This window comes from Pseudomonas azotoformans (assembly GCF_900103345.1).
Taxonomy (GTDB): Bacteria; Pseudomonadota; Gammaproteobacteria; order Pseudomonadales; family Pseudomonadaceae; genus Aquipseudomonas; species Aquipseudomonas azotoformans.
The window spans coordinates 5333267-5346832 of sequence record NZ_LT629702.1 but is presented as its reverse complement, the minus strand read 5'-3'; the positions used below and the strand labels follow the sequence as shown (position 1 = coordinate 5346832).

Below are 13566 nucleotides of genomic sequence, written 5' to 3'. Positions count from 1 at the left end.
CACCATTGAGGAAATTCAAGCCTTGATGAAATGCTTGCGGTAATGCTGCAGCTCGGCAATCGACTCGCGGATATCATCCAGCGCCAGGTGCGTGCTGCCTTTATGGAAGCTGTCCTTCACTTCCGGCGCCCAGCGTGCAGCCAGTTCTTTCAAGGTGGATACGTCGAGATTACGGTAATGGAAGTAGCTTTCCAGCGCCTTCATATGCGTATAGAGGAAGCGGCGATCCTGACAGATGCTGTTGCCGCAGATCGGCGACTTGCCCCTGGGCACCCATTTTTCCAGGAAGGCGATGGTTTCGGCTTCGGCTTCCGCCATGCTGACGCGGCTGTCACGCACGCGCTGGGTCAGGCCGGAGTTGCCGTGGGTGCGGGTGTTCCACTCGTCCATGGTGGCGAGCACCGCGTCGCTGTGGTGGATGGCGATCACCGGACCTTCGGCCAGGGTGTTGAGGTTGCTGTCGGTGACGATGGTCGCCATCTCGATGATGACGTCGGTGTCGGGGTTCAGACCGGTCATTTCCAGATCGATCCAAATCAGGTTCTGTGGGTTTTGCATGGCTTGATTCTCTTGGCACCTTGGCGTAGCTGCGCAGTTTAGCAGGCGGGGCCGTGCTAGACTCGCGACCGTTTTACCCAACCTTTGCATTATCGACACGGAACACCAATGGCCAAACGCCAGCTCAATCGTCGCCAAAACTGGCGCATCGAAAAGATTCAGGGTGAACGCGCCGCGCGCGCCGCCAAACGTGAATCCTCCGCCGTGGAAGCGCTCGAGGGCGGCGACCTCGGCCCTGAACAAACAGGCCTGGTGATCGCGCACTTCGGCGTGCAGGTCGAAGTCGAGGCGCTCGAAGGCGAACTCGCAGGCCAGGTGTTCCGCTGCCACTTGCGCGCCAACCTGCCCGCGCTGGTCACAGGCGACAAGGTTGTGTGGCGTGCCGGCAACCAGGGCATCGGCGTGATCGTCGCCCAGTTGCCGCGCACCACCGAACTGCGCCGCCCGGACAGCCGGGGCCAGCTCAAGCCGGTAGCGGCCAACGTCGACATGATCGTGATCGTGTTTGCGCCACTGCCCGAGCCCCATGCCAACCTGATCGACCGCTACCTGGTGGCGGCCGAGCATGCCGGTATCCGCCCGCTGTTGCTGCTGAACAAATTCGACCTGATCGACGAGCTGAATGCCCCGGCGCTCAACGCGTTGCTGGCGGTGTACCGCACACTCGGCTACCCGGTGCTGGAGGTTTCGGCGCATCACGGTAATGGCATGGAACAGCTGCAACAGCAGCTGGACGGGCGCATCAGCGTGTTCGTGGGCCAGTCCGGCGTGGGTAAATCTTCGCTGGTCAACAGCCTGCTGCCGGAAGTCGACACCCGCGTAGGCCCACTGTCGGAACTGTCCGGCCAGGGCACCCACACCACCACCACCGCACGGTTGTTTCACTTCCCCGGCGGCGGTGAGCTGATCGACTCCCCCGGCATCCGCGAATTCGGCCTCGGCCACGTCAGTCGCAGCGATGTCGAAGCGGGCTTTATCGAATTCAACGACCTGATCGGCACCTGCCGCTTCCGCGACTGCAAACACGACCGCGAACCGGGCTGTGCGTTGCTCAAGGCACTGGAAGATGGACGCGTGCAGCAGCAGCGGATGAACAGCTATCGGTCGATTATTGCGAGTTTGCCCGAAAGCAGTTATTGAGCCGTACAGACAACATTGTGGCGAGCGGGCTTGTCCCGCGTTGGGCTGCGCAGCAGCCCCGAAGCCTGATGACGCGGTTAACCTGGAGGAAATGCGGCGTTTGGATCAGGGCCGCTTCGCAGCCCAACGCGGGACAAGCCCGCTCACCACAAAAAGACCTTAGTTGCCTAAGAACCCGTCTTGGGCACCGTAGGATCCTTCACCCCACCGTCATCAAACAGGTTCAGCTTCTGACGCAGCTCATGCGCCGGCAACGGCTCTTGCCCTGGCGGAATCGCGTTCGGATCGGCCGGTACTTCACCCGGCGCGCCGGCCCCCGGAGTAGGTTGCGGCGCTGGCGGCTGGTCACCTTCAATCGCACGCTGGGCCTTTTTGGTCAGCACCACGATATCGATCCGACGGTTGACCGGGTTGAACGGGTCTTGATGGTCAAACAGTTGCGACGAAGCAAACCCCACCACACGCGCCACTTGCGGGTCAGGATAACTGCCTGCAACCAGCGCGCGGCGAGCGGCGTTGGCGCGGTTGGCCGAAAGCTCCCAGTTGCCGAAATCGCCCTGGCCTGCGTAAGGCTTGGCGTCGGTGTGGCCACTGATGCTGATCTTGTTCGGCACCGCCTTGATGGTGTCGGCCATGGCCAGCAGGATGTCTTCAAAGTACGGCTTCAAGCGCGCACTGCCGGAGTCGAACATCGGCCGGTTGGCCGCGTCGGTGATCTGGATGCGCAAGCCTTCCGGCGTGATCTCGAAGGAGATCTGGTCCTTGAATTTCAGCAGTTGCGGGTTTTCTTCGACCTTGGTTTGCAGCTCTTGCAGCAGCAGCTCAAGGCGCTCCTGCTCGACCTGTTCAGCCATCGACTCGACCGTGTCGCGCTCGATCGGGATTTTTTCCTGAGGCGCTTCGGTCTTGACCTCCGGGTTGATGGTGCGCTCAGGCGCCAACTGCGGCGAGCCACCCAGGTCGATCACAAAGGGCGTGCCGCTTTCCGAAAAGCCAATCGGGTCCTTGAAGTAGCCGGCAATGGCGATCTTCTGTTCCGGCGTGGCGGTGGACATCAGCCAGAGCACCAGGAAGAACGCCATCATCGCCGTCGCAAAGTCGGCGAAGGCGATTTTCCAGGCGCCACCATGGTGCCCCGCAGCGAAGCGCTTGACGCGCTTGATAATTATCGGCTGGTTGTTTTCCATGGCTTAGCGACCGCGAACCGCTTGTTCCAGCTCGGCGAAGCTTGGGCGATGCTTGGGGTACAGCACTTTGCGGCCGAACTCCACCGCCAGCGACGGCGGCATGCCGGAAGCGGAAGCAACCAGGCTGGCCTTGATCGATTCGTACAGGTTCACTTCTTCCTTGGCGTCATGGGCCAGGGAAGTCGCCAGCGGGCCGAAGAAGCCATAGGCCGCGAGAATACCGAAGAAGGTACCGACCAGCGCCGCACCCACGTGCATGCCGATAGCGGCCTGGTCGCCCTCACCCAGGGATGCCATGGTCACCACGATACCGAGTACCGCCGCGACGATACCGAAACCCGGCATACCATCAGCGATGCCGGTCACCGCGTGGGAGGGGTGCTCCAGCTCTTCCTTGAGGCTGAACAACTCCATGTCGAACAGGCCTTCCAGCTCGTGGGGGGCCATGTTGCCGGAGGACATGATGCGCAGGTAGTCACAGATGTAGGCGGTCATGCGCTCATCTTTGAGCACGGCCGGGTACTTGGCGAAAATCGGGCTGGCGGCGGCGTCTTCGATGTCGGCCTCGATGGCCATCATGCCTTCGCGGCGGCTCTTGTTGAGGATCTCGTAGACCAGGCCCAACACCTCCAGGTAGAAGGTGTGGGTGAAGCGCGAACCGAACATGCCCAGCGACTTCTTGATCACGTGCATGGTCATGTAGCCGGGGTTCGCCTGCAGGAATGCACCCAATGCCGCACCGCCGATAATCATCACCTCGAAAGGCTGGATCAGCGCAGCGATTTTACCGTGGGACAGGACGTACCCGCCGAGCACGCTTGCGAAGACGACGATGATGCCGATAATTTTAGCCATAGGAGATGAGTACTTGCGCCGTCGGGTTCATGGACATATTGGGTGTAGCAGAAAACTCTTGTTCTACTTATCGGCAAAACTGCGCCAGACTATAGCCCGTTAAGGCGAAAAGCCAGTTCGGCCCGCTCCGGGCGTGTAGACCGCAAGTGATGATCGCGCCCCAATCATGGCTAATGAAACGACAGTCCCAACTGCAAAACCCAACTCTCTCGCCGCTTGGATCAAGCGCCTGGACGATGTGCTGCTGCCCGTTCCCCAGGCCAGCCACGACCGCGTGTGCAAAGGCATCCGTGATAACCGCAGTTCGTTGCGGGATATTGCCGAGCTGATGCAAAACAGCCCGGCCCTGGTGCTCAGCGTGATGCGCGAGGCCAACAGCCACACCCATGGCAGCCTGGCGGAACCGGCGGAAAACCTCGAGGTGGCGCTCAATCGCCTGGGTCTCAAGCGCGCCGAAGAATTGCTGGCGCGCCTGCCCTCGGTGCCCGCACACGAGATCCCCGTGGCATTGCGCCAACTGTTGCTGGTCAGCCAGCACGCGTCGCAGCAGGCCAACGGTCTGTTCGGCAGTCGCCTGGCGCGGCTGTGGCAGGACATCCACTGGGGCAGCCTGTTGTTCCTGTCGCCACTGTGGCCGATGGCGGTGGCCTACCCCAAGCTTCTGGAGGAGTGGGAGCTGCGGGTTATCCACAAGGGCCAGTCCGCCCGCGCGGTCGAGCAGGAATTGTTCGGCATACGCCTGCTCGACCTGTGCGTCGGCCTGACCGAAGCCTGGCACCTGCCGATCTGGGTGTCCCAGGGCTATAAGTTGCTGATGAGCGAGCAGCGCCTGCTGGTCAAGGCCCTGCATATCGCCCGTGAGGACGACCCACTGCGCCATCAGCAATTGCTCGACGCCGAACCCAATCTGCGGCGCTGGCTGAACCAACCAGCCAATACCGTGTTGCTGGCCAACGGCCTGGCGATGTCGGCCCAGGAATCCTGGACCTGCCCGCACACCGAACGCTGGCAGTTGCTCACCGCGCTGTACCTGCAACAACCGTTGGGCGAGGTGCAGCAACTGGTCCACCAGCAAGCCGTCACCAGTGCCCGTACCACCCTGATGCCCGACCTCTGGCACCCGGCGCTGTCGCTGATCTGGCCGTGGCATGTGGCGAAGATTCATCGCGGCCTGCTGCCGGCGCCACCGCCCACCGCCGAGGCCCTGGCCGTGTGGCGCAAGCGCTGCACAGAACTGCTGGTGGAACCGAGCCGCTTTGCCAACGCGATGCACCTGACCACGTGCGCCAAGGAGGCCTTGGTCGCCAGTGGCATGCAGCGGGTCATGCTGCTGATGGCCGATCGCGCCTTGAGTACCTTGCGCGTGCACCAGGTCGATGGCCTGCCCAAGGACGCCGCCAACCTGAGCCTGGACGTGGTCAACAGCACCCTGCTGCAACGTCTGCTGGAAAAGTCCGCCCAGGTGCGTCTCAACCCCGAAAACCATGCCCAGTTCTCAGCCTTGCTGCCGCCGATCCTGCGCCGCCTGTTCACCGGCGAACATCTGCTGCTGCGCTCCCTGAGTTGCAATGGCAAGGTGGTGATGCTGATGGTGGCCGACCAGGGTGGCGGGCCGTTCTCGGAAACCACCGTGCAAGCCTTCGGTAAAACCGCCCAATGCATCGAGAAAGCCCTGCACAGCTTTACCAACCGCAGCGCCTGACGCTTGCGCTACAATCGCCGTCTTTTATCGCCGACATTTGTGCCCAGGAGACCTCACATGCCTGACTTCTCTGGCTTGCCGCTGGTGATCGAGTCCAGCGACCTGCAAGGCCGCCTCGGTGTCGAGCACCTGATTCTGGTGGACCTCACCAACGCCGCCCGCTACGCCGAAGGGCATATCCCCGGCGCGCATTTCGTTGACCCCAAACGCACCCAACTGGGCCAGCCGCCGGCACCCGGCCTGCTGCCCACCAAGGCCGACCTGGAAAAACTGTTCGGCGAACTGGGCCATACCCCGGATGCGACCTACGTGGTCTACGACGACGAAGGCGGCGGCTGGGCCGGGCGCTTTATCTGGATGCTCGACGTGATCGGCCACCAGAAATACCACTACCTGGATGGCGGCCTGCTGGCCTGGCTGGAAGAACAACGCCCGGTCTCCACCGACGTGCCCGCACCTGTCGGTGGCCCGGTCAGTCTCACGCTGCATGATGGCCCCACCGCTACCCGTGAATACCTGCAAAGCCGCCTGGGTGCTGCCGACCTGGGCATCTGGGATGCACGTGGCCCGCTGGAGTACTCCGGCGAGAAGGTCCTCGCCGCCAAAGGCGGACACATTCCCGGCGCGGTGAACTTCGAATGGACGGCCGGCATGGACAAGGCGCGCAACCTGCGCATCCGCCGTGACATGCCACAGATCCTCGAAGACCTCGGGCTGACCCGCGACAAAGAAATCATCACCCACTGCCAGACTCACCACCGCTCTGGCTTCACCTACCTGGTGGCCAAGGCGCTCGGTTATCCGCGAGTCAAAGGTTATGCCGGTTCCTGGGGCGAATGGGGCAACCACCCCGACACCCCCGTCGAGATTTAAGGTTTAAGGACAGTTATGAAAAAGCAGTTGTTTATCCTCAGCCAGTATTTGCTGCCGCACCACTTGCTGTCGCGCCTGGCCGGCTGCATTGCCGAGTGCCGCGTGCGTTGGTTCAAGAACGCCTTCACCAGCTGGTTTGCCAAACGCTATCAAGTGGACATGTCCCAGGCCCTGGTAGAAGACGTCACCGCTTACGAGCACTTCAACGCCTTCTTCACCCGCGCCCTGAAAGACGGCGCCCGCCCGCTGGATCAAACCCCTGGCGCGGTGCTGAGCCCAGCCGATGGTGCGGTCAGCCAACTGGGCCCGATCGAACATGGCCGCGTGTTCCAGGCCAAAGGCCACAGCTTCAGCGTGCTGGAACTGCTGGGTGGCGATGCGGCCGTAGCGGCGCCGTTCATGGGCGGTGATTTCGCCACCATCTACCTCTCGCCGAAGGACTACCACCGCGTGCACATGCCGTTGGCCGGCACGCTGCGCGAGATGGTCTACATTCCTGGACGCATCTTTTCGGTCAACCAGACCACCGCTGAAAACGTACCCGAGTTGTTTGCACGTAACGAGCGCGTTGCCTGCATCTTCGACACCGAACGCGGCCCGATGGCCGTGGTATTGGTGGGTGCGATGATTGTGGCGTCGATTGAAACCGTATGGGCCGGGCTGGTGACACCGCCGAAGCGTGAGCTGAAAACCTTCCGCTACGACGAGGCAGCTCGGGCGCCGATCCACCTGGAAAAAGGTGCAGAGTTGGGTCGCTTCAAGCTGGGTTCGACAGCGATTGTGCTGTTCGGGCCGGATCAGGTGAAGTGGGCCGAAGAACTGGCCGCTGGTACTCCGGTACAGATGGGCCAAGGCATCGCCCTGCCGAAAGCCTGATGTGAAGGCAACCGAGATCAAATGTGGGAGGGGGCTTGCCCCCGATAGCGGCAGTCCAGTCAGAGATTTGTTGACTGATCCACCGCAATCGGGGGCAAGCCCCCTCCCACATTTTTGAACTGCGTTTATTCAGTTACAGCTGACCGTCGCGGTCGCGAAAGCCCAGCAGATACAACACCCCGTCCAGCCCCAATGTCGAAATCGCCTGCTTGGCCGACTGCTTCACCAACGGCTTGGCCCGGAACGCCACGCCCAACCCAGCGATTGCCAACATCGGCAAGTCATTCGCACCGTCGCCGACCGCAATGGTCTGCTCCAGACGCAACCCTTCCTTGTGGGCCAGTTCCTTCAGCAGATCGGCTTTGCGCTGGGCGTCGACAATCGGCTCCACCGCCACGCCGGTTACCTTGCCATCCACCACTTCCAGCTCATTGGCGAACACATAGTCGATGCCCAATTTGGCCTGCAATTGCTTGGCGAAATAGGTGAAGCCGCCCGACAGGATGGCGGTCTTGTAGCCCAAGCGCTTGAGCTCGGCGAACAGGGTTTCAGCGCCCTCGGTTAGGCGCAGGGAGGCGCCGATGGAGTCCAGCACGCTCACGTCCAGGCCTTTGAGCAGCGCCAGGCGCTCCTTGAAGCTGGCGCGGAAGTCGAGCTCACCAGCCATGGCACGCTCGGTAATTTCCGAGACCTGCTCGCCAACACCCGCAGCCTTGGCCAGTTCGTCGATCACTTCGGCTTCGATCAGGGTGGAGTCCATGTCGAACACTGCCAGGCGGCGGTTGCGGCGAAACAGCGAGTCTTCCTGGAAGGCGATATCGACGTTCAGCTCCTGGGCCACGCTGAGGAACTCGGCACGCAGGGCTTGCGGGTCGGCCGGTTCACCGCGCACGGAGAACTCGATGCAGCCCTTGCCCTTGTCGGCCGGCGTGTCCAATGGCATACGACCCGACAAACGGTCGATATGGTCGATATTCAGGCCATATTGCGCGGTAATGGAGCTGACACGCTGCAGTTGCTCGGCGGTGACCTTGCGGGTCAGCAGCGTCACGATATGGCGTTTTTTGCCCTGGCCGGCAACCCATTGCTGGTAATCGGCTTCGGACACCGGGGTGAAACGCACCTGTTGGTCCAGCTTGTACGCCGTAAACAGGATGTCCTTGAGCACCGAAGACGCCTGCTCGGTGCTCGGGATCTCGACCAGGATGCCGAACGACAAGGTGTCGTGGATCACCGCCTGGCCGATGTCGAGAATGTTCACACCACCCTGGGCCAGAACACCGGTAATGGCTGCGGTCAGACCCGGGCGGTCTTCCCCAGTGATGTTAATCAGGACAATTTCGCGCAAGGCGCACCCCCAGGCTGGAAAAAAACCGCATTCTACCCACTTTCAGTGACCATCGGGCACAGCCAGCGCTTTGCCGGTCCTAGGGCTGTCGCTATACTGCGCGTCAACTTCACGGACCAAGAGCCGAGCGCAAGTGAACCGGCCCACGCCAGTAAAAACCGATAACTTCTTCCTGCTGATCTTCCGGGCACTGCGCCACCGCCGTGTACCGATCGCATTACGCATCGCCAGCCATAACGTGATCCTGGTCGCCTTGGCCCTGGTGATCTACGCCTGCGTGATGGGATTGCAGTTCAAACAGGCCATGCACGAACAAGCCGACGCCCTGGGCGAGAGCCTGACCACCCAGACCGCCACCTCGGCGACTGAGTTGCTGGTGTCCAACGACATCCTCAGCCTCAACGTGCTGCTCAACAACCTGACCAAGAACCCGCTGGTGGCCCACGCCGCCATCTACAGCGTGGACAACCGGATCATGGCCGAAGCCGGGCAACGCCCGAAAAACGGCCTGCTGGGTGAGGCCGAAGGCCTGTATTCGAGCAATATTACCTTTCAGGATGTGAAGGCCGGCCAACTGCGCATCAGCCTCGACATGCAGCAATTCCAGCAGCCGATGACCATCAGCCTGCAAAGCATGGGCATTCTCAGCGCGATCCTGCTGGCATTGGCCCTGGCCCTGAGCCTGCGCCTGGGACGGCACATCTCTACGCCCTTGATGCAACTGCGCATCTGGCTGCGGGACATCGACGAACATACCCCGGCCACTGATCGCCAGGACGAAATAGGCGACCTCGCTCGCCAGCTGCACGCCAGCTTCGCCCCGGAACCGGTGGTGCGCGAGATTGAGCCAGAACCTGAGTTCGACGATGAGCCTGAGTTTGAAGTGGAAGACGCGCCGGTGGCGGGCCTCAAACCTGCCACCCGTCAGGCGTTCAAAGCTGAAGAAGACGAGCTGGACGACGAAGACCCGTTCGCCGACCTGCGCGACACCTCGGCCAGCGCGCCGGCCGTCGCCGCCAAACCGGCTCCGGTGAAGAGTGCAGAACCGCAGTACAGCGCCGTTCTGGCGGTGCAACTGGGTGCACAGGATCAACTGCGTCGCCTGCCACGCGCACGCCTGACCGAATTGCTGGAACGCTACCGTGACTGCCTCGACCAGGCCGCCTCGTTGTACCAGAGCGAACTGCACACCCTGAACGATGGCAGCACGCTGATGCTGTTCCACAGTGAAGACAGTGGTGAAGACTACCTGACCAACGCCATTTGCTGCGGCGAACTGCTGCGCGCCCTGGGTCATGAACTGCAGATCGAAGTGGCAGACAGCGGCATTACCCTGCAACTGCAGCTTGGCCTGACAGTGGGCGACGATCTGTTCGGCATAAGCCAGATCGACCTGTTGCTCACCGAGATCGCCCAGGATGCCCTGGCCTTGTCCCAACATAGCCGCAACCTGCTGCTGGTGGAGCGCAAGATCAGTGAAGACACGCTGATCCGCCAACGCGCACGTATCCGCCCGATTGCCAGCCCTGAGGGTGCCAGTTGTGTAGAGCGGTTGATGGAGCCGTATCCGTCGATGCTGGAGCGGCAGTTGGCGCGGATGCACGAGACCCGCGCCAAAGGCTGAATCCTCGTCCAATAAAAAGCCCGCCCATGATCACTCATGGGCGGGCTTTTTTACGCTCCCTGTAGGAGCGAGCTTGCTCGCGAAAACCGTCAACGATCACAGGGTACTACTGATAAAACGCGTTGTTCTTGCGTTTTTCGCGAGCAAGCTCGCTCCTACAGTTTCTCTGCGATTCAGGTCAGAATCTGAACACTTCCATATCCGTACGGATCGGCGTCGCCATCGGCATCTTCGGCTTCTGCGGCTCTGCCGGCTTGGCCTGGACCGGGGCGCTCTGCTTGCGTGGGGCCTCGGCAATCGGCGGTTGGTTGGCCAATGGCTTGAGCGCCACCGACAACTGCTGCGCCAGATGCTGCAACAGCACGCCCTGGGCCTGGACCTGGGACGCTGTGGAGCCGGTGTGTTCCTCCTGCAAGTGCACGATGCGGTTATCACGCACCTGCCCACGACGGTCGATCAAGCGCCATTGCGCATCGAGAATTGCCGGTTGCGACTTACCGGAGTCAAGCCGGGTAATGGTCAGCAACACCTGCACATCCGGGGTAAAACCGGTGGGCGCAGGCGCGAGGACCACACGCTGGCTGTCCAACTGGCCCGCCACCTGGCGCAACATCAACTGGTTGATGTCGGAGGACAAACTGCCAGCCCAACGGCCATCGGTGGAACCTTGCAGGCTGCCATCGTTCTGACGTTGCAGGAGGGTTTCGCGTTGCAGGTAATCAGCTACGACCACCGGGCCGAGCAAGACGGCCATGCCGGCGGTCTGTGCAGGTTGAGCCGGACTTCCGCTGTCCAGCTGGTACAGCGACACCGGTTGATGGGTGCTGCAACCCGCCAACCCCAAAAGGCCAGCGAGCATGAAAATAAAAGGAAGGCGTGGAGCAGTCATCATCCCATCCAGGTGGCTGCCACAAGGCAAACCACAATGTAATACTAAAAATAACCTAAACACGCTCGGCCACGCCGGCGCTGGAAAGGCCATATCATCCGTGAATATGCGCCATGACTCCAGCGCCAAAGCGTCGATCTACGCTTTAAATCGTAGATCGAGAGCTCTAAAACGCGTTAAACCGGCGCTTCTACCAGCAGGGCATCCACTCGCTGGAAGCCTCGAGGCAGTTTGTTACCACGCCGACCACGTTCGCCCTTGTAATGTTCAAGGTCGTCAGGGCGCAGAGACAGCGTGCGCTTGCCCGCCTGCAGCACCAGGGTTGCACCTTCCGGGATCACCGCGATATCGGTCACGTACTCTTCGCGACTGGCCACACGCTCGCCGGGAATACCGATGATCTTGTTGCCTTTACCTTTGCCCAGCTGCGGCAGGTCGCTGATCTTGAACACCAGCAAGCGCCCTTCGGTGGTCACCGACGCCAGCCAGTTGCTTTCACGATCATCCACTGGCCGCGGCAGAATCACCTTGGCGTTGTTCGGCAAGCTCAGCAATGCCTTGCCCGCCTTGTTCTTGGCCTGCAGGTCTTCACCCTTGACCACGAACCCATAACCCGCGTCGGACGCAATCACGTACAGCGCATCATCGTCCGGCAGCAGCACACATTCAAAATTCGCCCCTGGCGGCGGCGTCAGGCGCCCGGTCAACGGCTCGCCCTGCCCCCGTGCGGATGGCAAGGTGTGGGCCGGCACCGAATAACTGCGCCCGGTGGAGTCGATGAACACCGCAAACTGGTTGGAACGCCCGGCAGCAGCAGTCTTGAACCCGTCGCCGGCCTTGTACGACAAACCGGTGGCGTCAATATCATGCCCCTTGGCGGAACGAACCCAACCCTTTTCCGACAGAACGACGGTTATTTTCTCGTTCGGCAGCAGCTCGGTTTCTGTCAGGGCTTTCGCTTCAGCACGCTGCACAATCGGCGAACGACGGTCGTCGCCGTAGGTTTCGGCGTCTTTGATCAGCTCGCTGCGCACCAGCTTTTTCAGCTTGGCTTCGCTGCCCAGCAGGGCTTGCAGCTTGGCTTGTTCCTTGAGCAGCGCGTCCTGTTCGTCGCGCAGCTTCATTTCTTCCAGTCGCGCCAATTGACGCAAGCGGGTGTCGAGGATGTAGTCCGCCTGGATCTCGCTCAGCTCGAAACGCGCGATCAGCTCGGCCTTCGGGTGCTCGGCGGTACGGATGATGTGGATCACTTCATCCAGGTTGAGGTAGGCGATCAGCAAGCCGTCCAACAGGTGCAGGCGGCGCTCGACCTTATCGAGGCGGAATTGCAGGCGGCGACGCACGGTCTGCACGCGGAATTCCAGCCACTCCACCAGCAGGTTGCGCAGGTTCTTCAACTGCGGCTTGCCGTCCAGGCCGATGATGTTGACGTTGACCCGGTAGCTGGACTCAAGGTCGGTACTGGCAAACAGGTGCTGCATCAGCACTTCATGGTCGACCCGGCTGTTGGTCGGGATGATCACGATCCGGCAGGGGTTTTCGTGGTCGGATTCGTCACGCAGGTCGGCCACCTGCGGCAGTTTCGACGGTTTGGCCTGCATCAGCGCGGCGATCTGCTCCAGCACCTTGGCGCCGGACACCTGGTGCGGCAGCGCAGTGACGATAATGTCGCCATCCTCGATGTGGTACACGGCGCGCATGCGTACCGAGCCCTTACCGGTTTCGTACATTTTCAGCAGGTCGGCGCGCGGTGTGATGATTTCCGCTTCGGTCGGATAGTCCGGCCCCTGGATATGCTCGCAGAGCTGCTCCACCGTGGCTTTGGGCTCATCCAGCAAACGTACGCAGGCCGTGGCGACCTCACGCAGGTTGTGCGGCGGTACGTCAGTGGCCATGCCCACCGCAATACCGGTGGTGCCATTGAGCAGGATATTCGGCAAACGTGCCGGCAACACCAGCGGCTCGTCGAGAGTACCGTCGAAGTTAGGCCCCCAATCGGCGGTGCCCTGCCCCAGTTCGCTCAACAGGACTTCCGAGTAACGCGACAGGCGCGCTTCGGTGTATCGCATGGCTGCGAAGGACTTGGGATCATCCGGCGCCCCCCAGTTACCCTGGCCGTCCACCAGCGTGTAGCGATAGCTGAACGGTTGCGCCATCAGCACCATGGCTTCGTAGCAGGCAGAATCGCCGTGAGGGTGGAACTTACCGAGCACGTCACCGACGGTACGCGCCGATTTCTTGTGCTTGGAATCGGCATCCAGGCCCAACTCACTCATGGCGTAGATAATGCGCCGTTGTACGGGCTTAAGGCCGTCGCCGATATGCGGCAAGGCACGGTCCATGATCACGTACATGGAGTAGTTGAGGTAGGCATTTTCGGTGAAGTCAGCCAGCGACCGGCGCTCTACGCCGTCTAAGCTGTCTGCGAGGATGTCACTCATGCGGGCCTCATCATTGTCGTGTAAGGCGCAACGGAACTGCCGCTGCACCGGGTCAATTCAAAAAAGCAGGGGT

Annotated in this window: 11 protein-coding genes; 5 read left to right on the top strand and 6 right to left on the bottom strand. The window is 61.5% G+C overall.

The annotated features are described in order from the left end of the window. Positions 1-15: 15 nt before the first annotated feature. Positions 16-558 carry an oligoribonuclease gene (gene orn, locus BLR69_RS24250; protein WP_071497199.1) on the bottom strand — a complete coding sequence of 181 codons (543 nt, stop codon included), beginning with the start codon at positions 556-558 and terminating at the stop codon, positions 16-18. A gap of 108 nt (positions 559-666) precedes the next feature. Between orn and rsgA the strand changes: the two genes are divergently transcribed. Beyond that, positions 667-1698: a small ribosomal subunit biogenesis GTPase RsgA gene (gene rsgA, locus BLR69_RS24245; RefSeq protein ID WP_071497198.1), complete on the top strand. Its 1032-nt coding sequence runs from the start codon at positions 667-669 to the stop codon at positions 1696-1698. A 167-nt stretch (positions 1699-1865) separates the two neighbouring features. On the opposite strand, the gene motB is transcribed toward rsgA, so the two are convergent. Together motB and motA are read right to left on the bottom strand one after the other, a co-directional pair. Further along, a complete protein-coding gene (gene motB, locus BLR69_RS24240; RefSeq protein ID WP_071497197.1) occupies positions 1866-2885 on the bottom strand; it encodes a flagellar motor protein MotB in 1020 nt (339 codons plus the stop codon). A 3-nt stretch (positions 2886-2888) separates the two neighbouring features. After that, entirely contained in the window at positions 2889-3740 is an 852-nt protein-coding gene (gene motA, locus BLR69_RS24235) for a flagellar motor stator protein MotA (RefSeq protein ID WP_058423471.1), read from the bottom strand. A gap of 166 nt (positions 3741-3906) precedes the next feature. Between motA and BLR69_RS24230 the strand changes: the two genes are divergently transcribed. From BLR69_RS24230 to asd, 3 genes are read left to right on the top strand one after another with little or no spacing between them, the layout of a single operon-like run. Next, positions 3907-5442, top strand: coding sequence for an HDOD domain-containing protein (locus BLR69_RS24230; protein ID WP_071497196.1), 1536 nt, complete (start codon positions 3907-3909; stop codon positions 5440-5442). Positions 5443-5499: 57 nt separating this feature from the next. Continuing rightward, on the top strand, positions 5500-6315 hold the full coding sequence (locus BLR69_RS24225) for a rhodanese-like domain-containing protein (RefSeq protein ID WP_071497195.1): 816 nt from the start codon (positions 5500-5502) through the stop codon (positions 6313-6315). A gap of 15 nt (positions 6316-6330) precedes the next feature. Beyond that, positions 6331-7191: an archaetidylserine decarboxylase gene (asd, locus tag BLR69_RS24220; RefSeq protein ID WP_071497194.1), complete on the top strand. Its 861-nt coding sequence runs from the start codon at positions 6331-6333 to the stop codon at positions 7189-7191. 133 nt (positions 7192-7324) lie between these two features. On the opposite strand, the gene serB is transcribed toward asd, so the two are convergent. After that, positions 7325-8539, bottom strand: coding sequence for a phosphoserine phosphatase SerB (gene serB, locus BLR69_RS24215; protein WP_027604912.1), 1215 nt, complete (start codon positions 8537-8539; stop codon positions 7325-7327). A 133-nt stretch (positions 8540-8672) separates the two neighbouring features. Here serB and BLR69_RS24210 point away from each other — a divergent pair, with 133 nt between their 5' ends. Then, positions 8673-10163: an AhpA/YtjB family protein gene (locus tag BLR69_RS24210; protein ID WP_071497193.1), complete on the top strand. Its 1491-nt coding sequence runs from the start codon at positions 8673-8675 to the stop codon at positions 10161-10163. A gap of 178 nt (positions 10164-10341) precedes the next feature. On the opposite strand, the gene BLR69_RS24205 is transcribed toward BLR69_RS24210, so the two are convergent. Both BLR69_RS24205 and parC read right to left on the bottom strand, forming a co-directional pair. Further along, positions 10342-11052 (bottom strand): PqiC family protein, encoded by a 711-nt coding sequence (locus BLR69_RS24205; RefSeq protein ID WP_071497192.1) that lies wholly within the window; start codon positions 11050-11052, stop codon positions 10342-10344. A 176-nt stretch (positions 11053-11228) separates the two neighbouring features. Then, positions 11229-13493: a DNA topoisomerase IV subunit A gene (parC, locus tag BLR69_RS24200; protein WP_058423478.1), complete on the bottom strand. Its 2265-nt coding sequence runs from the start codon at positions 13491-13493 to the stop codon at positions 11229-11231. Between the last annotated feature and the right edge of the window lie 73 nt (positions 13494-13566).